We start from the raw sequence: 22,124 nt of genomic DNA on the forward strand, positions 1-22,124 counted from the left end.
TTGCGCGACGGCATGACCATCGTGTCGCGCACCGACCTCAAGGGGCGCATCACCTACATCAATGACGACTTCGTCGAAGCGAGCGGCTTTGCCGAGACCGAGCTGATTGGCCAGCCGCATAACTTGGTGCGCCATCCCGACATGCCGGAAGAAGCATTCCAAGACATGTGGAACAGCTTGAAATCCGGTCGCCCGTGGACCGGCTTGGTCAAGAATCGCTGCAAGAACGGTGACTTCTACTGGGTGGTTGCCAATGCCACGCCTGTCAAGGAAGGCGAGAGCGTGGTCGGCTATATGTCAGTTCGCACGCGACCCAGCCGGGAACAGATCGAGGCGGCCGATGCCCTGTATCGCAAGTTCAGGGAAGGGAGCGCTAAAGGATGGGTGATACGCGACGGCCGCGGTGTGCGCACCGGCCTGAAGGATCGAGCCCTCCAAGGAATGAATGTCCTGGGTCTACCCACCAAGCTTCTGACAAGCGCTGTCCTGCTGCTGGCAGGTGGTGTGGGACTCGGTCACGCACTGCTGTCCACCCGGTGGCTGCCCGCCAGCCTGGCACTGCTTCCGACCTTCCTGGGCTTGTGGACCCTGTGGGCCATCGCTCGGCGCCTGAGCCGGACCCTGCGGCAGGCAGGCGCTCAATTTGAGCAGTTTGGCCAAGGTCGTTTTGATGGCGTCGTTCAAGTGCAGGGAAGCGACGAGCTTGCCTCCATGATGCTGGCGCTCAAACGCGTTCAAACCCGGCTGGGCTTCGAATTTGCCGACACCCGAAAACGCGCTGAGGACGCGGAACGCATTCGTCAGGCACTCGATGTTGCGGCCACCAACATGATGGTGGCTGACCCGGGCTACAACATTGTGTATGGCAATGCATCGTTACGAGCCATGTTGGCCGCGGCCGAATCGGACATACGCAAAGACCTTCCTCGCTTCAGCGCAGCCACGGTGGTTGGCACCAACATCGACGTTTTTCACAAGAACCCGGCACACCAGCGCGGCATGCTGGACCGCCTGAACAGCCCCCACAAAACCCGACTTCATATCGGAGGCAGGCGCTTTGATTTGATCGTCAATCCGGTCATCGCTGCCGGCAAGCGCCTCGGCACCGTGGTGGAATGGAAGGACATGACCGCGGAGCTGGCGGCTGCGGAACGCGAGGCCGAGTTGGCAGCGGAGAACGCACGCGTCAAGCAAGCGCTCGACATCTGCTCGACCAATGTGATGATTGCCGACACGGAAGGCAAGATCATCTACAACAACCAATCGGTGGCGCAGATGATGCTTCGCAATGAGGCGGAGCTTCGCAAGGTTTTGCCGACCTTCAATGCCCGCACCATCGTGGGCTCCAATTTCGACCAGTTCCATCGCAACCCCGGCCATCAACGCAATCTGCTCGGTGGCTTGAAGGGCGAGTACAAGACCGAAATTACCGTCAGTGGCTTGAGGTTTGCGCTGACTGCCAACCCGATTACCGATGCCAAGGGCGTTCGCCTGGGTACCGTGGTGGAGTGGAAGGATCGCACGCTTGAAGTCGGTGTTGAGAACGAAATCGGCGGCATGGTGGACGGAGCGACCCAGGGCGACTTCACACAGCGTGTTCCCCTCGAAGGCAAGGAACCCTTCTTCCGCATGCTCGGCGACAAGTTCAATTCGCTGGTCGAAACCGTCAGCGGCACGATCCGCGAAGTGCGCAGCGCCGCCGACCAGCTCTCCAGCGCCTCGGAACAGGTTTCGCAAACCTCGCAGTCCTTGTCTCACTCCGCCTCTGAGCAAGCCGCCAGCGTGGAGCAAACCACTGCATCGCTGCATCAAATGGCCGCCTCGGTGCAGCAGAACGCCGACAGCGCCAATCTCACCGACGGCATGGCGACAAAAGCTGCCAGCGAGGCCATGGATGGCGGACAAGCCGTCAGCATGACGGTCGACGCGATGAAGCAGATCGCAAAGAAGATTTCGATCATTGATGACATTGCGTACCAGACCAATCTGCTTGCACTGAACGCAGCCATCGAAGCGGCTCGCGCCGGGGAGCACGGCAAAGGCTTCGCCGTGGTCGCGGCCGAAGTGCGCAAGTTGGCCGAGCGCAGTCAGGTGGCGGCCCAAGAGATCGGCAGTCTGGCCAGCACCAGCGTCAGCCTGGCCGAGAAGGCAGGCTCTTTGCTCAGCGATATGGTGCCTTCGATTCAGAAGACCTCCGAGTTGGTTCAGGAGATTTCTGCGGCTTCTGGTGAACAGTCTGCGGGTGTGGGGCAGATCACCAAGGCCATGAACCACCTCTCCAACACCACGCAACAGACTGCCTCGGCCTCAGAGCAGTTGTCAGCCACGGCCGAGGAGCTCTCGGCGCAGGCTGCGCAGTTGCAGGAGCAGATGGCCTTCTTCAAACTGGCAGACGACGCCGTTTCACCCAGCCCAGAACACGGGAAAGCGACGCGGCCCCGTCCATCCATGCAAAGGCAGCAGCAATTCAAACAAAGCGCCAGGCTCAATGAAATGCGCAGCGTTTCGGCTGAACCGCCTTCCAGCGCCTCCGCCAATGCCCACACAGCCTCATATGGCGGCGAAGCTTCGGCAGCGCCAGGGTCTGCACGAGACGGCCGTGCCGTCAAGCCCTCGCGTGGAGGCGAAGTGGACGAGTCCTATTTCAAACGCTTTTGAGGATCCCTGATGAACAAAGCCAAAGACGCTCCGGCCGATCTGCTCCGAGGTGCGATCTCCGAGATGGCTGGTGCGGGTCCGATACGCCAACTTCTACGTTTGGCCGTTGCTCGAGAAACGCTGCTCGTGCCTATCGAAGTGGTGCGTGAGATCTTGGAAGTGGGTCGCATGACGCCGCTGCCGCAAACCCCCGACTTTGTCCACGGCGTGATGAATCTTCGCGGTGCAGTGGTGCCGGTGATTGACCTGAGTGCACGTTTTGGCTTTGGCCCCACGCACATCGGCCGACGTACCGCCGTCATTGTGGTGGAAGCCAAAGGCGACGACGATTTCGAACGCCTGATCGCCGGGGTTCTGGTCGATGCGGTCTACGAAGTGCTGGACGTGGACACCCATCGCATCGAGCCGGTCCCGACCTTGGGTGTCGCCATTGCCGCTGAGTTCTTGGCAGGCATGGTCAATGTGCGCGACGGCTATGCCGCCCTGCTGAATCTGGACCAAGTGCTTTCTCCGGTGGCCTTGTCTCAGTTGATCGCTGCGGCACAGCACCATTGAGTGGCTCCATCCTCGATCGCACCGCCCCATGAGCCAACTGACCACAGACTCCTTCAAGGCCATCACCGAATTGTTTCATCGCATCTCCGGCATCAAGTTGGTGGAGAGCAAGCATGCGCTGGTGCAAAGCCGTTTGCAGAAGCTCAGCCTTGAAGCGGGCGAGACAGACATCAACATCTTTGTTCAAAAGATGGTGCGCGGCCAGATGCCAGAGGAGCTCTTGGTCAGCGTGGTGGACAAACTCACCACCAATGAAACCTACTTCTTCCGTGAACCGCAGCATTTCGAAGACTTGGTTCGACGTGCGCAGGGGCAAGGAGATGGCGGCGAGTTCCTGGTCTGGAGTGGTGCCTCGTCCTCCGGGGAAGAGGCCTACAGCATCGCCATGGTTCTGGCCGACAAGCTGGGCATGAATCCTTCGAGCCGCCCGTGGTCCATTCGTGGCACCGATCTCTCCACGGCAGTGGTGGAGAGCGCCCGCCAAGGCTTGTACCCCATGGACCGCGCGCGCAATGTGCCGGCAGACTATCTGAGACGTTTTTGCCTGCAAGGCTTCGGCCCCTACGAGGGTCAATTGCTGATCAATCGTGAGCTCCGCTCGCGCGTGCAGTTCCAGTGCGCCAATTTGATGCAGCCGCTACCACCGCTGCCGATGTTTGATGTGATCTTCCTTCGCAATGTCTTGATTTACTTCGATGGCCCGGCGAAAACCGCGATCGTCAGCCGCGTGATGGAACGCCTGAAGCCCGGCGGCGTGTTGTACCCTGGACATGCCGAGTCCCTGGCTTCTTTGGGTCTTCCTCTCAAGGCGATTGCTCCGGCGATCTACCAACATGCATAAGCAAGATCCCAGCCGAATCCCGCCCCCGCGCAGTCCGGCCAGCAAGCCAGTCGCGCCGGGCAGCCCAAGCACCATCACCTTGATGCCTGGTCAGTGGCATTTTGGCCAGGGGGCGTTGTTGAGAACGCTTCTGGGGTCCTGCGTGGCCATCACCTTGTGGCACCCCGTCAAGAAAATCGGCGGCATGTGTCACTTTCTACTGCCCAGCAGAACCACACGAGGCACAGCCCCCTTGGATGGGCGCTATGGGGATGAAGCCGTGGAACTGTTGCTGCAAGCGATCAAACGCAGTGGCACCGCGCCTTCGGAGTACCTGGCGCATCTCTATGGCGGCGCCGACACCATGCCCGACGGCGTCAACATCAAGTTCAACGTCGGCGAGCGCAATATCGAAATGGGGTGGAGCTTGATCGACAAGTATGGCTTTCAGATGCAGGACGTCGATGTCGGCGACAGCGTTCCACGAACGGTCTCACTCGATTTGCCCAGCGGCCGAGTCGAGGTCAAACGCAGCACCGGACATGCCTTGATCGGAGCCAAGAAGTGAATGCGCGTTTGCGTGTGGCCATCATTGATGACTCGGCCATCGTGCGCAAGCACCTCAGCCAAGTGCTTGAGGCGGCAGGCATTCAAGTCACGATCACCGCCAGCGATCCTCTGTTTGCCTGGCCCAAGCTGGAAGCCAACTGGCCTGACGTCATCGTGCTCGATGTAGAAATGCCACGCATGGACGGCATCAGCTTCCTCAAGCGTTTGATGGCCGAACACCCGACACCGGTGGTGATGTGCTCAACCCTGACCGAAGCCGGCTGCGAGACCACCATGCAAGCGCTGGCTGCCGGAGCCATCGGTTTCGTGACCAAACCCAAGCTCGGCTTGCGTGATTTTCTGGAGGGGCCAGGCAACGGCCTGGTGGGCGCGGTACGCGCAGCTGCGCGGGCAAACGTCCACGCGCTTCCCAGCCAGATCGCGGCGCAGTCCAATTTGAGTTCCGGCGCAAGCCAGCCCATGACTCGGGTCAATTCAGCAGTTCCCCTGGGTGCTTCTGCACCGCGCGATCGGCTCGCGCCCGGGGCACTCGCGAGCACCTCCGCCATGTCCGAGACCACCGACCGGGTGATCGCCTTCGGCAGTTCCACCGGGGGCGTTCAAACCATTGAAACCGTGCTCAAACAGCTGCCGCGCACCACGCCCGGCATCGTCCTGGTTCAGCACATGCCCGAACGATTCACCCATCCCTTTGCGTCCCGCCTCAACAGCATCACGGAACTGGAAGTATTGGAGGCCAAGGACGGCGACCGGGTCATCAATGGACGTGTCCTGGTGGCACCGGGCGGGCGCCATATGCAGCTCAAACGCAGTGGGGCCCAGTACGTGGTCGAGGTGCGTGATGGCCCCTTGGTCAATCATCACAAACCATCGGTCGACGTCTTGTTCAAGTCGGTTGCACATTGCGCGGGACGCAATGCGATTGGCGTCATCTTCACGGGCATGGGCGACGACGGTGCGCGCGGCCTGCTGGAAATGCGCAAGTCTGGCGCGGCCACCCTGGCCCAGGACGAAGCCAGCTGTGTCGTGTACGGCATGCCGAAGGCGGCTGCTGAGTTGGGTGCGGCACAGCAAGTCCTGCCGCTCTCGGACATTGCACCCACCCTGCTGCGGCTCAATGGTGTTGTTGCCGGACTGAATCGCCAAGCCGACTGATCCACATGGCGACCACACGATCCCAGGCGGCCCCAAAGGCGCTGCCCGGCTGCGGGTCGCAGCAACGCACGCCCACGCCACTTCCTCAGAAGCGCCTCATTGACAGCTTGCAGACGCGCCCCATGGCCGGGACTCTCAGCGCAAGACCTTGTCGATGACTTTCATCAACTCCATCGGGCTGAAGGGCTTGATCAGATACTCGTCCGCCCCGACCCGCAACCCTTCTTGCTTGTCGGCTTCCTGCCCTCGCGCAGTCAAGAGAATCACTCGGATGCGCTTCAAAACAGGATCCGCTTTGACGCGGCGGCAAACCTCCAAACCGCTCATTCCGCCGGGCATCATCACGTCCAGCAGTATCAAATCGGGCTTGAAACTACTGAGCTTGCTCAGTCCTTCATGGCCATCAGCGGCTTCGTCGATCTCGTAGTCGTCAAACTCCAGCGTGACACGAATCAACTCACGGATCTCTTCCTGATCTTCAACAATCAGTATCTTCTTCATGAACCGGCTCCGGGTCGATGACAAGTGTTCCGGAATGATGCCTCAAACCCGCAGCCATCGTGCAAGAACCCGGGAATTGCTGGCACTACTTCACGGCCCCACAGTGGCGTTGCTTGGCCCCTCAAGATTACGCTGCACGTGGCCGAAAGCACGACTTGAGCCTGCGCCGGCGTTGGAGACTGCATGAACCCGAATTCAAGCCATGATCGAACCATGCTGGCCATCATCGCCAGCAACGCCTTGCTTGCCGTGGCCCTGGGCTTCGGCCGTGAATCCTCGGGCATGGCGCTGCAATGGACGCTGCCCTGCCTGGTGCTGGCGGGCTTGATCTACCGCTTCCGAGGCGGAACCGAATTGGGCCGGCTGGGTTTCGCCACCCTGCTGATGATTCTCGTGGCCGTGCAGTTGCAACTGACTCAGGGGGCCAACAGCATCCACGCCAATGTTTACATCTCCCTGTGTTTGCTACTGCCCTATGGCGACTGGATTGTTATCGCCTACATGACCGGCTTGTTCTGCGTCCATAGCCTGGCCTTCCATTTCTTCAACTCGAGCAGCATGCCGCTGTATGTGCACGAGACCACCGGACCGTGGTCACTGGTTGCAGACTGGGGCTTCCTGCTGGTCCTCAGCGCCTTCTTGATTTTCTCGGCGCGACAGATGCGCCAACAAGCCAACGAGCGCTTTGAAATGGAGTTCCTGGTCAAGGCCATGGGACAGGACGGGCCGATCCGATTGAATCTGGACGCGGTGCGTACCGACTCCAACGTCGGCTCCCGCCTCAAGCATGTCCAGCAACGCATGGCCGCGGCACTTCGACTGGTGCGCGACGCCATTTTCAAGGTTCATGCCGCGGCACACGAAGTCGGCGAGAGCAGCTCCGAGCTGATGGAACGCACCAATCGCACTGCAACAGGCCTGAACGACGCAGCCATGTCCTTGGAGCAGATCACGGTGATCGTGAAAGAAAGTGCCCGCGCCTCGAAGGAGGCTTTGGCACATTCGCAAGCCTCGTCGGCCATGGCAAGCAAAGGCGGTGAAGTGGTGCAGCAGATGGTCAGCACCATGCAGGAAATCGATCAGTCCTCACGCCGCATCACCGACATCATTGCTGTGATTGATGCCATCGCTTTCCAGACCAATATCTTGGCACTCAATGCGGCCGTGGAGGCAGCACGGGCAGGCGAGCAAGGGCGTGGCTTTGCCGTCGTCGCCAGCGAGGTGCGCATGCTGGCGGGCCGCTCCGCCGAAGCGGCCAAGGAGATCAAGCAGCTGATCACAGCCTCCACCGAAACCGTGGCGCGCGGCACGCAACAAGCCAGCCTCGCCAGCAGCACGATGATGGACTTGGTCAGTTCGGTCAAAAGCGTCAGCACGGTGTTCGACAGCCTGACCGCCGACAACGCTGAACATGCCCAGGGCATTGAGGTCGTGGCGGCTTCGGTCAAGGAGCTTGATGCCATCACCCGACAGAACGTCCATGTGGCCGAACGATCTGGGCAGATTGCCGACGAACTGCTGCAGCAGGCAGTGAGCTTGGCCGAAGTGCTGAGTACGTTCCGGCTCGGCGATGACAAGGCCGTGGCGGAGCTCTTGAAAACAGCTCAGCAATCTGCCTTGCTCTCCAGCCAAGCCCAAGCCTCGCTGATTCAACGCCGCAGCCAAGTTCAGAGCCAAGCAAGCAACAACCCCGACGGCAACTCCAATATTGACTTTTTCTGATGGCCGCGTTTTCAGAAAGATAGGAGCCTTCACCATGTGCCGAACAATCGCCCTCATCAGGCAGGGCCTTCAGGTCCTCATCGCTCTCACGATGGCCCTGGGTCTGCAGGCGGCCAGAGCGCAGGCGGAGGAGCCGCTGTACCGCTTCTCACCGGTCAACCAGGCCAATATCGCGTTGACCGCGGACTATTGGAACCCGATCATGGCCTACGTCTCGGAACGCAGCGGTGTGAAGCTGACCCTGAAAATCGGCCGAACATCCGCCGACACGACAAGTTATGTTCTGGCCCAGGAGGTCGAGTTCGTCTTCAGCAACCATTTGTTCAGCCCGGAGCGCGAGAAGCTCGGATGGAAAGTCATTGGCCGACGACTCACGCCCCCCATCCACGGGCAGATCATTGTTCCTGCCGACTCCACAGTCACCGATCTGAGTCAACTGGCCGGCAAGGATGTGGTCTATCCGGGCCCGGAGGCACTGGTGTCCTACAAACTGCCGTATGCCTTCTTGTTGAGCAAGAAAATCGACACCAAGGTGGTGTTCGCCGGCAATGCTGATGGCGCCTTGGCCCAGCTTTTCAGCGGAAAGGCCAGCGCCGCCGGTGTGAATTCGCAGTTGGCAGAGAACTATGGTCGGCGTGAAAGCAAGAAATTCCGAGTGCTTTGGAGCTCGGAGCCCATGCACGATCTTGCTCTGATGGCCTCAGCCAAAGTTCCAGCCAAGGACGTACAGGCTGTGGCCAAGGCTTTCGCCGGCATGCACAAAGATCCCAAGGGTCGAGCCATTCTGTCCGAGGTCTCCAAGCATATCGGGCTCTCCGAGGAGGCCTATTTCATTCTCTCGGATGGAAGCGAGTACGAGCCCTACCGACGCTTTTATCAAAGCGCCCCGGCTCAATTGCGTTGAACTGGCAAGCTAAGGCGGCCCAATGCTTGCCATGACCGCCTCGCGCTTTTTGCCCTCCAGCCTGATAGGGCGAGTGTTTCTCCTCTATCTGACATCCTTGCTCCTGGCTTTGAGCGGTGCGATCGGTTGGTTCGCATCGCGCAGCTATGTCGACAGCATCAACGGTGCACAAGATTCGGCAGACACCTTGATCAGCCTGCTGGGCCCAGTGGTCAGTGAATCGGCCGTGATCGGCGACTACGACACCATCGAACGCGCCCTGGCCCGCGCCTCCAAGCACAGCGATATCAGTGCCGCTCTGTTCATCGATCTCAAAGGAGGTCGCATTGAGCGTCATGCTCACCAGGACCCGGAACTGCGTGCGCCCAGTTGGCTCAGCAAGGCGATCGCCGAGCAACTGCCCGAACTCAATATGGCCGTGACAGCCGGCGGCAAGGACTACGGCGTCCTGCGCCTGCGCTTCAACACCGCCCACATTGCCAACAGCTTCTGGCAGCAAAGCCTGGTGGCGGTAGGTCTGGGGCTGCTGAGCTTGCTGGCCGGCCTGGGTCTGGTCTGGTGGCCGCTCAACCGTTGGTTGGGCAATCTGGGCCAGATCCGCGCCTTCGGCGAGCAACTGCAGGTTTCGGGCGGGGCGCTCAGCCCCATGCAAACGGAAGACGCGCCGCTGGAATTTCGCCAGACCTTCGAGGTCTTGAACCAGGCCGCCAGTTCGCTGCAGCTCGAGCGTGAGCGTGCCGCCGTGACCTTGTCGGCCATTGGTGATGGCATTGCCAGCACCGACGCCGAGGGCCGCATCCTGCTGGCCAATCCGGTGCTTGGCCAATTGCTGGAACGGGCGCCCGAGCGCCTGCTGGGCGAGCGCATCCAGGAGCTGCTGCCCGATCTGAGCCGCGACCTCGACCCGGCCCTCGATGCAGCGCGCGAAGGCCATTGGAAGGCGCGGCTGCGGCTGAACCCTGAAGGCTGCGACGCCGTGGTGTTGGACCTGAGCCGCTCGCCCATTGCAGGCGGCGGCTGGGTCTACGCCTTCCGCGACATCAGCCAGCAACAGGCCCTGGACGACCGCTTGCAGGAAGAGCTGCAGGCCCGCGCCCAGGCCATGCAGACCATGCGCCGCATGCTGCAGGACTTTGCGGCGACACCGGCGCAAGACCAGACCGGCGCCAGCCGTGCCCTGGTCGGCAGTGGCAGCAGCGAGGAAAGCGCCGCCCTCTTGCAGCTGGTGCAGGAGCTGATCCAAAGGCTGCGCGAACGGGGCGAACAACTGGCCGCCATCTTCGCCCTCAGCCCGGACGGCTTTGTGTCCTTCGACGCCCAGCACATCTGCCGTTATGTCAGCCCGGCCTTTGCACGGCTGGCCGCCTTGCCGCCCGAGCGGGCACTGGGCCGGCATGAGGACGAGCTGCTGGAGGCCGTGCTGAGCCTGCGTGCCGCCGACGCGCGCGCCATCAACTTCCAGGAGCTGCGCAGCGGCAAGCTGCGCATCGAGCTGGAGCGACCGACACGCCGTGTGCTGGAGCTGGCCTTGCACGAAGGCGTGAGCAGCGACGGCGCCGCTGCCGCACAGCTGCTGCACCTCAGCGATGTGACCCACCAGGTCGAGGTGGAGCAGATGAAGAGCGAGTTCCTGAGCACCGCCGCCCACGAGCTGCGCACCCCCATGGCCAGCATCTACGGTTTCACCGAGCTGCTGCTGATGCGTGAACAGCCCCCCGAGCGACAGAAGGAGATGCTGGGCCGCATCCACCGGCAATGCCAGTCCATGATCGCCATCCTCAACCAGCTGCTGGACCTGGCTCGCATCGAAGCCCGACGCGGCCAGGACTTCGAGCTCGAAGTGCTGGACCTCCAGGCCTTGGTTCAGGAAGTGGTCGACGACTTCAACCCGCCTGACGCACGCGCCCTGCCCGCACTGAGCCTGCCCAGCCAAGGCTGCCGCATCCATGCCGATCGGCAGAAGCTGCAGCAGGTGCTGCGCAATCTGCTGTCCAACGCCTACAAATACTCGCCGGCCGGTGGCCCGGTCGAGCTGAGCCTGAGCATGGCCGGCGCCAGCAGCGATGGATCGGCCATGGCCGTGCTGGCGGTGCAGGACCACGGCATCGGCATGACCGAGGAGCAGCTCTCGCACGTCACCGAGCGCTTCTATCGAGCCGACAAGTCGGGCGCCATCCTCGGCACCGGCCTGGGCATGAGCATCGTCAAGGAAATTGTCGAACTGCACGGCGGCCAGCTGCTGCTGGCCAGCGCCCCGGGGGTCGGAACCACGGCCACGGTGCGCCTGCCCTTGCTCGCAGCGGAACCCGCCGAATCCCTGTGAACCCAGCCCGGTAGGTTTTGCTTGCGAACTTTTACAAATCCTCACCAAACCCGTTGACTGCAGGCCAGGGTCCGGGCCTGGCCTGCCCGGCGTCTGACGCCGGTCTCGGTTTGAAAGACGCTGGCTTCGATAGCCAAGGGGCTCCGCGTCGACCGCACGCATCCTCACAAGCCCACGGCGGCCAGGGCTTCGCCCGGCTTTTCAGGGCTTCACCAAGGGCTTCCCCGGGGTGAAATCGTGTGCTCCGGCACATCGGCCCGCGCGCTCTGCGGCCTCGCTCGGTTTACAGTCCTGATTGATACGCCTTGTCCATCCTGCCTCTGTGGGATGGACGCCCCACTCATCGACCTGCGAGCCTGATCTACACCGTGGAACCCACCCTGGCCGAGCCGCCTCAGTCCGCCCTTTCGGGCGTGGCGCGCATGCTGGTGCATGCCGGCAAGCTGCAGCCCAAAGCGGCCGAAGACCTGATGCGCCAGGCGCGCGAGAAGAAGACCAGCTTCGTCAATTCGGTGATCGCGGCGGGGCTGGTGAGTCCGGTGGATCTGGCCCACACCCTGTCCACAGCCCTGGCCGTGCCGCTGCTGGACCTGAACGCCATGGATGTTCAGCGCATGCCGCAGAACATCATCGACAACAAGCTGGCCCAGCAGTACCAGGTGGTGGTGCTGGGGCGGCGCGGCAGCCGGCTCTTCATCGGCGGCGCCGACCCGACCGACCAGGACGTGGTCGAGCGCATCAAGTTTGCCACCCAGCTGACGCCTGAATGGGTGATCGTCGAGCATGACAAGCTGACCAAGCTGCTGGCGGGCGCCAGCTCCAGTGCCAGCGAGGCCCTGGAAACCATCACTGGCGGTGATTTCGATTTCGACATTGCCGAAGAAGAAAGCGCGCCGCAGGAGACTGCCGCCGAACTGGCCGATGTGGAAGACGCACCCGTGGTGCGTTTTCTCCAGAAGATGCTGGTCGACGCCATCAATCTGCGCGCGTCCGACCTGCATTTCGAGCCCTACGAGTTCCATTACCGCGTGCGCTTTCGCGTGGACGGCGAGCTGCGCGAAATCACCCAGCCGCCGATCGCGATCAAGGACAAGCTGGCTTCGCGCATCAAGGTGCTGTCGCGCCTGGACATTGCCGAACGTCGCGTGCCACAAGACGGCCGCATGAAGCTGAAGTTCGGCGCCAAGGCCATCGACTTCCGGATCAGCACCTTGCCGACCCTGTTCGGCGAGAAGATCGTGATCCGTATTCTGGACCCGTCCTCGGCCAAGCTGGGCATCGACGCCCTGGGCTACGAGAAGATCGAGAAAGAGCGCCTGCTGGCTGCCATCTCGCGCCCCTACGGCATGGTGCTGGTGACCGGCCCGACCGGCTCGGGCAAGACCGTGTCGCTCTACACCTGCCTGAACATCCTGAACCAGCCGGGCGTCAACATCTCGACCGTGGAAGACCCGGCCGAAATCAACCTGCCCGGCATCAACCAGGTCAATGTCAATGACAAGGCGGGCCTGAGCTTCTCGGCCGCGCTGAAGTCTTTCCTGCGCCAGGATCCCGACATCATCATGGTCGGCGAAATCCGCGACCTGGAAACCGCCGACATCGCCATCAAGGCCGCCCAGACCGGCCATATGGTGATGTCCACCCTGCACACCAATGACGCGCCCAAGACCCTGACCCGGCTCTTGAACATGGGCGTGGCCCCGTTCAACATCGCGTCCAGCGTGCTGCTCATCACGGCCCAGCGCCTGGTGCGGCGCCTGTGCGAAAACTGCAAGGCACCGGCCGAGTACCCGCGCGAAGCTCTGCTGCGCGCCGGCTTCAAGGAAGAAGAACTGGACGGCAGCTGGAAACAGTACCGCGCCGTGGGGTGCAACAGCTGCAACAGCGGCTACCGCGGCCGGGTGGGCCTGTACCAGGTGATGCCCATCACCGAGGCCATCCAGCGCATCATCCTGGCCGAAGGCACGGCCATGGACATCGCCGCCCAGGCCCAGGCCGAGGGGGTGCGCGATCTGCGCCAGTTCGGCCTGGTCAAGGTCCGCTCGGGCGTGACCACGCTCGAAGAAGTGCTGGCGGCGACCAATGAATAAAGAACCGTTTGCCGCAGGGCAGGAACAAGGACAAGGGCCTGAGGCCAGGAGGTGGTATGGCGACTAGTGCGGCAGCCAAGAACACGGCGGAGTTCGTGTTCGAGTGGGAAGGCAAGGACCGCAACGGCAAGATCGTGCGAGGTGAGTTGCGTGCCGGGGGCGAGGCCATGGTCAGCGCCACCCTGCGCCGCCAGGGCATCCTGGTCAGCAAGGTCAAGAAGCGCCGCATGAGCGGCGGCAAGGCCATCAAGCAAAAAGACATCGCCATCTTCACCCGCCAGCTGGCCACCATGATGCGTGCCGGCGTGCCCCTGCTGCAGTCCTTCGAGATCGTCGGCCGCGGCAGCACCAACCCGCGCCTGACCCGCTTGCTCAACGACATCAAGCAGGACGTTGAGACGGGTACCAGCCTGTCCAATGCCCTGCGCAAGCAGCCGCTTTACTTCGACGCGCTCTACTGCAATCTGGTTGAAGCCGGCGAAGCCGCCGGTATCCTGGAATCCCTGCTCGACCGCCTGGCCATCTACCAGGAAAAAACGGTCGCCATCAAGAACAAGATCAAGTCCGCCCTGACCTACCCGATCGCCGTGTTTGTGGTCGCCTTTGTCGTGGTGGCCGTGATCATGATCTTCGTCGTACCGGCCTTCAAGGACGTGTTCCAGAGCTTCGGCGCTGACCTGCCCGCACCGACGCTGGCCGTGATCGCGATGTCCGAGTTTTTTGTATCCTACTGGTGGCTGATCTTTGGCAGCATTGGTGGCGGGCTGTACTTCTTCTTCCAGAGCTGGAAACGCTCGGTCAAGATGCAGCACACCATGGACCGACTGCTGCTGAAGATTCCGGTCTTTGGCGATCTGCTTTACAAATCGGCCGTGGCCCGCTGGACACGCACCCTGTCCACCATGTTTGCCGCTGGCGTGCCCTTGGTGGAAGCGCTGGATTCGGTCGGTGGCGCGGCCGGCAATGCGGTCTTTGCCGAGGCGACCGAGAAAATCCAGCGCGATGTCTCCACCGGCACGGCACTGACCACCTCGATGCAGACCACCGGCATCTTCCCGACCATGGTGATCCAGATGGCCGCCATTGGCGAAGAGTCCGGCTCACTGGACCATATGCTGGGCAAGGCCGCCGAGTTCTTCGAGGACGAGGTCGACGAGGCGGTGGCTGCCCTGTCCAGCCTGATGGAACCCTTCATCATCGTCATCCTGGGCGGCATCATCGGCGGCATCGTCGTGTCCATGTACCTGCCCATCTTCAAGCTCGGCCAAGTGGTCTGACCAGCCTACGACATGACTCCTGATTACGAATGGTTGTTGAGCCCGGCCATGCTGGGCCTGCTGGGCCTGTGCATCGGCAGCTTTTTGAACGTGGCGATCCACCGCCTGCCCCTGATGATGGAGCGCCAATGGCTGATGGATTCGGCCGCCCAGCTCAGTGATGCCGCCGAGCTGAAGAAGGCCGCCGCCTGGAAGTCCGTCGAGGCCGACACGCTGGCCCGCTCCGCTCAGGCCCTGAGTCAGCAGCTCGACAAGCTGCCTCACCTGGGCATCGCCACGCCGCGCTCGCGCTGCCCGCATTGCGGCCATCAGCTGGCCTGGCATGAAAACCTGCCGCTGATCGGCTGGCTGCGTCTGGGCGGCAAATGCGCGGCCTGCAAGGCGGCCATCTCCAAGCGCTACCCGCTGATCGAGCTGGCCACCGGCCTGCTGTTCGCCGCCCTGTCCTGGCGCTTCGGCGCCCGGCCCGAGACCCTGCTCTGGTGCGGTTTCGGTGCCACCTTGCTGGCCCTGGCGGCCATCGACTGGGACACCACCCTGCTGCCCGATTCGCTGAACCAGCCCCTGCTCTGGGCCGGCCTGGCGGCCTCCCTGCTGGGCTTGACCGCCCTGCCCTTGAGCTCGGCCTTGACCGGCGCCTTGGTGGGCTACCTCTCGCTCTGGTCCATCTACTGGCTGTTCAAGCTGGCCACCGGCAAGGAGGGCATGGGCTATGGCGACTTCAAGCTGCTGGCCGCCCTCGGTGCCTGGCTGGGTTGGCAGATGATTCTGCCCATCGTGCTGGGCGCCTCGCTGATCGGTGCCATCGTCGGCATTGCCATGAAGCTCAATGCCCAGTTGCGTGAGGGCCGCTACGTGCCCTTCGGCCCCTTCCTGGCCGGCGGCGGCCTGGTCGTGCTGTTTGCGGGCCAGGAGCGCGTGCTGGGCTGGCTGGGCTGGGCGTGAACGCGCCGCAGCCGCCTGTGCGCATCGGCCTGACCGGTGGCATTGGCAGCGGCAAGAGCACGGTGGCCGGCTTCTGGGTCGAGGCCGGTGCCGCACTGATCGACACCGACGCCATCTCGCGCGCCTTGACCGCGCCCGGTGGTGCGGCCCTGCCCGCCATTGCCGCCGCCTTTGGCCCGCATGTGGTGAATGCCGATGAAGGCCTGGTGCGCAGCGTCATGCGCGAGCGGGTGTTCGCCGACCCGGCCGCGCGCCAGCGCCTGGAAGCCATTCTTCATCCCATGATCAGCGCTGAGACCGCGCGTGCCGCTGCTGCGGCCGCCAGTGATCTGATCGTCTTTGATGTGCCCCTGCTCGTGGAGTCGGGCCGCTGGCGTCAACGCGTCGACCGGGTGCTGGTGGTGGATTGCGCCGAGGCTCTGCAAATCGAACGTGTCATGCAGCGCTCGGGCTTGAGCCGCGAAGCCGTGCGGGCCGTGCTGAACGCCCAGGCCAGCAGGTCCCAGCGCCGCGCCTGTGCCGATGCCGTGATCCACAACCAGGATCTCGGCTTGAGCGAGCTGCGGGCGCAAGTCCTGACCCTCGCGGCCCGGTGGCGCCGCACAAAATAGGACGCTTGCAGGCGCGATGAAGCGGCGAGCAGCAATGGGCTGTGAAACAATCACGGCCTCGGGTGCGCAGCCGCGCCCCGCTTGCGAGCAACGCTGACCGACAGGGATGGCCGCCTTGGTCCTTTACGAGTACCCATTCAACGAGAGCATCCGCACGATGCTGCGCCTGGAGCATCTGTTCGACCGGCTCGGACAGCTGATGGCGCGCGACACCCCGCTCGATCACCATTTCGCCCTGGTCACCATTTTCGAGATCATGGACGTGGCCTCTCGGGCCGATCTCAAATCCGACCTGCTCAAGGAGCTGGAGCGCCACAAGGTGCAGCTCAACAGCTACCGCGGCAATCCGGCGATTGCCGAGAGCGTGCTCGATGAAGTCATTGCGCGCATCGACCATGCCTTCGACGGCCTCAACAAGCTCTCCGGCAAGGCTGGCCATGTGCTGACCAGCAATGAATGGCTGATGAGCATCCGCAGCCGCATCAGCATCCCGGGCGGCACCTGCGAATTCGACCTGCCCGCCTACTACACCTGGCAGCAGTTCCTGCCCGCCCGGCGCCGTAACGACCTGATGCAGTGGACGCAAAGCCTGATGCCCCTGGCCGAGGCCCTGCAGGTGCTGCTGGGCCTGCTGCGCGACAGCGGCTCGCCGCACAAGGTGGCGGCCGTGGCCGGCCAGTTCCAACAAAGCCTGGGCGCCGGCCGCAGCTACCAGCTGCTGCGCATGCGCCTGGACCCCAGCCTGGGCCTGGTGCCCGAGATCACCGGCCACCGCCTGATGGTGTCCATCCGCCTGATGCGTCAGGACGAGGAAGGCCGGCTCAAGCCCGCCCACCAGGACGCCAGCTTCGAGCTGACGCTCTGCGCCTGATCAGGCCGCGACACCCCACTTGTTTTCTGATTGATCCGCCATGGACTCCCCCGCTCAGCCCCGCATCGTGCCCTGCCCTACTTGTGGCGGCGATTCGATCTTCGCCCCCAGCAACAGCTGGCGGCCGTTTTGCAGCCAGCGTTGCCGACAGATCGATCTGGGGGCCTGGGCCAATGAAGACTTCCGGGTCGAAGCCAGCCCGCCCGTCGAGGACGACTCACTGCCTCACTGACTGAGGCGCCGCGCTCAGCAGGCCTCGCGCCCGCAATTCCTGACTGGCCTGTTCGGCCGAACGGAACAACAAGGTTTGCCAACCCAGGGCCTGGGCCGCGGCGATATTGACCGGATGGTCATCGAGGAACAGGCAGCTCTCGGGCTCGACGCCAAACTGACGGCAGGCCAGCTCAAAAATCTCCACCCCAGGCTTGACCACCTGGACCCGGCCCGAAAACACGCCCTGCTCGAACCATTGATGCAGAGGGTGGCAGCGCTCCAGATGATCGGCCAGTGGTGCGGGCATGTTCGAGAGAAAGAACAGGCGGTGGCCCGCCTGCTTCAAGCCCTCGATCAAGGCCACGGTACCGGGCTGAAGCTGCAACTCATCGGGCACGGCGGCCACGACCTGGGCCACCTCTTCAAGCGGCCAGCCGGTGCGCGCCGAAATGCGTTCGATCACGGTCGCCGCGTCGATCAGGCCTTGGTCGAAGGCGCCCCAGGCGCCAGCGTAGTTCTCAAAAAACTCGGCCGCCAGGGCCTCGCCTTGGGCCGCGTCGGCCACGCGGTGGGGCCAGACGCGGGCCAGCAGGCTCGGCGGGTGCCAGCGGAACAGGACACCGCCGAAGTCAAAAACAATATTCACGCGTTCACTCGGACAAGAGATGGTTCAGCAGGCCGGCGGTCGAGCCATCCAGCCCGGCCGCGTCGCCGCTGCTCAGGCGCGGCAGCAGGCTGTTGCACAGAGCCTTGCCCAGTTCCACGCCCCACTGATCGAAGCTGTTGATGCCCCAGAGCGCACCGCTGACGAAGACGCGGTGCTCGTAGAGGGCGATCAAGGCGCCCAGCGATGACGGCGTCAGGCGATCCAATACCAGGGTGGTGCTGGGACGGTTGCCGGGGAAGCTGCGGTGGCGGGCCACGGTGCCGGGGTCGAGCTCGGCCGAGGCGGTGGGCGCCTTCTCGCCCAGGGCTTCCTCAAAGCGCTTGCCCTGCATCAGGGCCTGGGACTGGGCCAGGCAGTTGGCCAGCAGCTTGCGGTGCTGGTCTTGCAGGCAGGCCTCCAGATCACCCGCCACATGGGCGCCGAAGTTCGGGTGCTTCACCGCAATGAACTCGACCGGAATCACATCCGTGCCCTGGTGCAGCATCTGGAAGTAGGCGTGCTGGCCATTGGTGCCCGCCTCGCCCCAGACCACCGGGCTGGTGCCGTAGGGCAAGGCCTGACCCTGCAGGTCCACGCCCTTGCCATTGCTCTCCATCTCCAGCTGCTGCAGGTACGCCGGCAGGCGGCGCAGGCCCTGGTGATAGGGCGCCACGCTGCGGCTGCTGAAGCCGTGGAAATTGCGGTACCAAAGATCCAGCACACCGAGCAGCACTGGCAGATTGCGCTCCAGCGGCGCCTCGGCGAAGTGGCGGTCCATGGCATGGGCACCAGCCAGCAGGGCGCGGAAGTTCTCCGCGCCGATGGCGATGGCGATCGGCAGGCCGATCACCGACCACAGCGAATAGCGGCCGCCGACCCAATCCCAGAAGCCGAAGGCCGTGGTGATGCCGAAAGCCGCAGCGGCCGCGGTGTTGCTGCTGGTGGCAACGAAGTGGCGCGCCACGTCCGTGCCACCGGCGGCCAGGAACCAGGTCCGCGCCGCCAGGGCATTGGCCAGAGTCTCTTGGGTGGTGAAGGTCTTGGAGGCGATCACGAACAGCGTGGTCGCCGGGTTCAGCTGGGGCAGCAGCGGCGCGAGATCATGGCCGTCGACATTGGAGACAAAATGCAGCTTCAGCCCCGGCTGGGTGTAGGCCTGCAAGGCGCCCACCACCATGGCCGGGCCGAGGTCGCTGCCGCCGATGCCGATGTGCACCACATCGCGGATGCCGCTGGTGGCCGTGTCACGCACGCCTTCGGCAAAAGCCAGCATGCGGTTCAGCGAGGACTGCACGTCCTCGCTGTGCAAGCCCTGGCCCGCAGGCGCACGCAGGGCCGTGTGCAGCACCGCGCGGCCTTCGGTCAGATTGACCGGAGCGCCGGCCAGCAGCGCATCGCGTTGAGCCTCCAGACCGCAATCGCGCGCCAGCTGCAGCAGCAGCTGCAAAGTCGGCGTGTCGATGCGGTTCTTGGACAGATCGGCAAACACCTCGGGTGCTTGCAGCGACCAGGTCTCGAAACGCGCCGGCTCGGCCGCAAAGGCCTGGCGCAGATCGAAATGCTGGCCGCTCGCCTGATAACGCTCAGTCAGAGCGGCCCAGGCCGGGCTTTGGTCACAACGCAGATGCGGTGCTGGGGACATCTTCAACTCGCGATCATCTGATCCAGTTTGGCCGAGTCAATGGCAAACAGGCGGATGCCTTCGGCCAGCTTCTCGGTGGCCATGGCATCCTGGTTGAGGGCAAAGCGGAAACCCGCTTCGTCGTAGGAAACAGCAGCAATGTCGGCGGCGCGCGCGGCCTCGGCATCCAAGGCGCGCGGCAGCGGCGCGTCCAGGGCCTGCAGCTGGCTCAACAGATCGGGGCTGATGGTCAGCAGATCGCAGCCGGCCAGGGCCTGGATCTGGCCCACATTGCGGAAGCTCGCACCCATGACCTCGGTCTGGATGCCGTGCTTCTTGAAGTAGTTGTAGATCTGAGCGACCGACTTGACGCCCGGATCGTTGGCACCGGCCTGGGCGGCTTCGTCCCAGGCGGCACCGGCGCTCTTCTTGTACCAGTCGTAAATGCGGCCGACGAAGGGCGAGATCAGCTGGATGCCAGCGGCGCCGCAGGCCACGGCCTGGCAGAAGGAGAACAGCAGGGTCAGATTGCAGTGGATGCCTTCGCGCTCAAGTTCAGCGGCGGCCTGGATGCCTTCCCAGGTGGCGGCGATCTTGATCAGCACGCGCTCACGGCCGATGCCGGCGGCTTCGTACAAGGCCATGATGCGGCGCGCGCGGGCCACGGTGGCGGCGCGGTCAAAGCTCAGGCGGGCATCGACTTCGGTCGACACACGGCCCGGCACGACCTTGAGGATCTCCAGACCGAAACGCACCAGCACCTGGTCGACGATCTCGTCCAGCGGCTTGCCTTGATGGGCGGCCACGGTGTCCTTGAGCAGGGGCGCGTAATCGGCCGACTGCACCGCTTTCAGGATCAGCGAGGGGTTGGTGGTCGCATCGCGCGGCGCGAACTGGGCCAGCTGCAGAAAGTTGCCGGTGTCGGCGACGACGGTGGTCAGGGACTTGAGTTGATCGAGCTGGTTCACGGGGCACTCCAAAAAGCGGTTCAAACCTCCATTAGAACCGCTCTTGCGCAGTCCCTGTCGCCGCAAGCCTGAGCCTCGGTTACAGCCGCACTTGAGAGCAAACCCCCATGAGCGCCGTAAAAAAGGCCGGCCGCATTGACCGAATTACGAAACTCATGCATCATAATTCCAGAAACTTTGTTACATCAAGGGTTCATTTTTTCGATGAACCGCAACAGGGCCCACTTCATGTCTTTCGATCTCGTTTTCTTCGGCGGCACTGGCGACCTGACTTGGCGCAAGCTCATGCCCGCCCTGTTCCAGGCCTTCCGCCACGGCAAACTGCCGGCCGGCGGCCGCATTCTGGCCGTGGCCCGTGACGAGATGAGCGACGAGCGTTACCGCGAATGGCTGAAGGAGCGCTTCCGCGAGGTGGACGGCTCCAAGCGCCCGAACGAGGAAGAGTTCGAACGCTTCGCTGCCCTGCTGCACTACCGCCGCATGGACCTGTCCCAGCCCGAGCACTACCAGCGCCTCAAGGACTGGCTGGACGAGCGCAGCGCCGACACCGTGATGCTTTACCTGGCCACCAGCCCGCATCTCTTCACCCAGATCTGCCAGCAGCTCGGCGAAGCCGGCCTGAACCACGAGCGCGTGCGCGTGGTGCTCGAAAAACCCCTGGGCCACGACCTGGCCAGCGCCCAAGAGATCAACGCCGTGGTGCGCTCGGTCTTCAAGGAAAGCCAGGCCTTCCGCATTGACCATTACCTGGGCAAGCCCTCGGTGCAGAACCTCTCGGCCCTGCGCTTCGGCAACGCGCTGTTCGAGCCGCTGTGGCGCCGCGAGAGCATCGCCAACATCCAGATCACACTGGCCGAAGAGCTGGGCGTGGGTACGCGGGGCGCCTTCTACGACGGCACCGGCGCGCTGCGCGACATGATTCAGAACCATGCCCTGCAGCTGCTGACCATGATTGCCATGGAGCCGCCCTCGACCAACGATGCCGACGCCATCCGCGACGAAAAGCTCAAGGTGCTGCGCTCGCTCAAGCCCTTCACGCCGGAGAGCGTGGCCCGCGATGTGGTGCGCGGCCAGTACCGCGCCGGCACGGTGGGCGGCGTGGCCGTACCCGGTTATCTGGACGAAGCCAAGGTGCCGGCCGACAGCCACTGCGAAACCTTTGTCGCCCTGCGCACCGAGGTGCAGAACTGGCGCTGGGCCGGCGTGCCCTTCTACCTGCGCACCGGCAAGCGCCTGGCGGCCCGTGACGCGCAAATCGTCATCAACTTCCGCCCCGTGCCACACCCCATCTTCCCGGGCACCAACCAGGCCAACCGTCTGGTGATCAAGCTGCAACCGGAAGACGGCCTGGAGCTGCAACTGCTGGCCGCCAAGGGCGGCGCGCATGGCGAGGCGCTGTCGCCGGTGTCCCTGGACCTGGATTTCGACAAGGCCTTCGCCACCAACCGGGTCGGCGCCTACGAGCGCCTGCTGCTGGACGCCATCGCCGGCCGCCTGAACCTGTTCGTGCGCAGCGATGAGCAAGAGCAAGCCTGGCGCTGGGTCGAGCCCATCCTCGACGCCTGGAAGCACGACAGCAACGGCCCCCGCCCCTACACCGCGGGCTCCTGGGGCCCGGCCGCCGCCAGTGCCCTGGTGGCGCGCGACGGCTTTGCCTGGTCAGAAGAAACATGA

Annotated in this window: 18 protein-coding genes and 2 pseudogenes; 16 read left to right on the top strand and 4 right to left on the bottom strand. The window is 63.5% G+C overall.

Features of this window, described 5'->3' with window-relative positions; genetic code table 11:
• Positions 1-12: 12 nt before the first annotated feature.
• From OOB33_RS24470 to OOB33_RS23150, 6 genes and pseudogenes are all read left to right on the top strand, one after another.
• Positions 13-945 (top strand): annotated as a pseudogene (locus OOB33_RS24470) (PAS domain-containing protein); the annotation flags it as partial.
• A 759-nt stretch (positions 946-1,704) separates the two neighbouring features.
• A pseudogene (locus OOB33_RS23130) lies at positions 1,705-2,391 on the top strand (methyl-accepting chemotaxis protein); the annotation flags it as partial.
• A gap of 276 nt (positions 2,392-2,667) precedes the next feature.
• Positions 2,668-3,213, top strand: a complete 546-nt coding sequence (locus OOB33_RS23135; RefSeq protein ID WP_102766197.1) for a chemotaxis protein CheW — start codon at positions 2,668-2,670, stop codon at positions 3,211-3,213.
• A 28-nt stretch (positions 3,214-3,241) separates the two neighbouring features.
• Entirely contained in the window at positions 3,242-4,054 is an 813-nt protein-coding gene (locus tag OOB33_RS23140) for a CheR family methyltransferase (protein WP_102766196.1), read from the top strand.
• A gap of 184 nt (positions 4,055-4,238) precedes the next feature.
• Positions 4,239-4,601 carry a chemotaxis protein CheD gene (locus OOB33_RS23145; RefSeq protein WP_263299988.1) on the top strand — a complete coding sequence of 121 codons (363 nt, stop codon included), beginning with the start codon at positions 4,239-4,241 and terminating at the stop codon, positions 4,599-4,601.
• Between the two features lie 8 nt (positions 4,602-4,609).
• Positions 4,610-5,758, top strand: coding sequence for a protein-glutamate methylesterase/protein-glutamine glutaminase (locus OOB33_RS23150; protein ID WP_263299989.1), 1,149 nt, complete (start codon positions 4,610-4,612; stop codon positions 5,756-5,758).
• Positions 5,759-5,893: 135 nt separating this feature from the next.
• Here OOB33_RS23150 and OOB33_RS23155 read toward each other — a convergent pair whose 3' ends face one another.
• The gene (locus OOB33_RS23155; RefSeq protein ID WP_271010372.1) at positions 5,894-6,259 is read right to left on the bottom strand and encodes a response regulator transcription factor; all 366 of its coding nucleotides are present in this window, start codon (positions 6,257-6,259) and stop codon (positions 5,894-5,896) included.
• A 183-nt stretch (positions 6,260-6,442) separates the two neighbouring features.
• Here OOB33_RS23155 and OOB33_RS23160 point away from each other — a divergent pair, with 183 nt between their 5' ends.
• From OOB33_RS23160 to OOB33_RS23200, 9 genes are all read left to right on the top strand, one after another.
• On the top strand, positions 6,443-7,981 hold the full coding sequence (locus OOB33_RS23160; protein WP_271010373.1) for a methyl-accepting chemotaxis protein: 1,539 nt from the start codon (positions 6,443-6,445) through the stop codon (positions 7,979-7,981).
• A 34-nt stretch (positions 7,982-8,015) separates the two neighbouring features.
• Positions 8,016-8,885 (top strand): phosphate/phosphite/phosphonate ABC transporter substrate-binding protein, encoded by an 870-nt coding sequence (locus OOB33_RS23165; protein WP_271010374.1) that lies wholly within the window; start codon positions 8,016-8,018, stop codon positions 8,883-8,885.
• Positions 8,886-8,982: 97 nt separating this feature from the next.
• Entirely contained in the window at positions 8,983-11,208 is a 2,226-nt protein-coding gene (locus OOB33_RS23170) for a PAS domain-containing sensor histidine kinase (RefSeq protein ID WP_271010375.1), read from the top strand.
• A 422-nt stretch (positions 11,209-11,630) separates the two neighbouring features.
• Complete coding sequence (gene pilB / locus OOB33_RS23175) at positions 11,631-13,298, top strand: type IV-A pilus assembly ATPase PilB (RefSeq protein WP_102766590.1); 1,668 nt, start codon at positions 11,631-11,633, stop codon at positions 13,296-13,298.
• 56 nt (positions 13,299-13,354) lie between these two features.
• A complete protein-coding gene (locus OOB33_RS23180) occupies positions 13,355-14,575 on the top strand; it encodes a type II secretion system F family protein (RefSeq protein ID WP_271010376.1) in 1,221 nt (406 codons plus the stop codon).
• 12 nt (positions 14,576-14,587) lie between these two features.
• Positions 14,588-15,520, top strand: coding sequence for a prepilin peptidase (locus OOB33_RS23185; RefSeq protein WP_271010377.1), 933 nt, complete (start codon positions 14,588-14,590; stop codon positions 15,518-15,520).
• On the top strand, positions 15,517-16,131 hold the full coding sequence (gene coaE, locus OOB33_RS23190; protein ID WP_271010378.1) for a dephospho-CoA kinase: 615 nt from the start codon (positions 15,517-15,519) through the stop codon (positions 16,129-16,131). Before OOB33_RS23185 ends, coaE begins: the two co-directional genes overlap by 4 nt.
• Before the next feature lie 115 nt (positions 16,132-16,246).
• Entirely contained in the window at positions 16,247-17,002 is a 756-nt protein-coding gene (gene zapD / locus OOB33_RS23195; RefSeq protein ID WP_271010531.1) for a cell division protein ZapD, read from the top strand.
• Between the two features lie 40 nt (positions 17,003-17,042).
• A complete protein-coding gene (locus tag OOB33_RS23200; protein WP_102766186.1) occupies positions 17,043-17,234 on the top strand; it encodes a DNA gyrase inhibitor YacG in 192 nt (63 codons plus the stop codon).
• On the opposite strand, the gene OOB33_RS23205 is transcribed toward OOB33_RS23200, so the two are convergent.
• The 3 genes from OOB33_RS23205 to tal are packed head-to-tail and all read right to left on the bottom strand — an operon-like array spanning position 17,220 to position 20,450.
• The gene (locus OOB33_RS23205; protein ID WP_271010379.1) at positions 17,220-17,861 is read right to left on the bottom strand and encodes an HAD family hydrolase; all 642 of its coding nucleotides are present in this window, start codon (positions 17,859-17,861) and stop codon (positions 17,220-17,222) included. The two genes, OOB33_RS23200 and OOB33_RS23205, sit on opposite strands and share 15 nt — an antisense overlap.
• A gap of 4 nt (positions 17,862-17,865) precedes the next feature.
• Positions 17,866-19,503, bottom strand: coding sequence for a glucose-6-phosphate isomerase (pgi, locus tag OOB33_RS23210; RefSeq protein WP_102766588.1), 1,638 nt, complete (start codon positions 19,501-19,503; stop codon positions 17,866-17,868).
• Between the two features lie 2 nt (positions 19,504-19,505).
• The gene (gene tal / locus OOB33_RS23215; protein ID WP_102766184.1) at positions 19,506-20,450 is read right to left on the bottom strand and encodes a transaldolase; all 945 of its coding nucleotides are present in this window, start codon (positions 20,448-20,450) and stop codon (positions 19,506-19,508) included.
• Between the two features lie 228 nt (positions 20,451-20,678).
• Between tal and zwf the strand changes: the two genes are divergently transcribed.
• The gene (zwf, locus tag OOB33_RS23220) at positions 20,679-22,124 is read left to right on the top strand and encodes a glucose-6-phosphate dehydrogenase (RefSeq protein WP_271010380.1); all 1,446 of its coding nucleotides are present in this window, start codon (positions 20,679-20,681) and stop codon (positions 22,122-22,124) included.

The organism is Paucibacter sp. B51 (genome assembly GCF_027863535.1).
GTDB lineage: Bacteria > Pseudomonadota > Gammaproteobacteria > Burkholderiales > Burkholderiaceae_C > Paucibacter_A > Paucibacter_A aquatilis.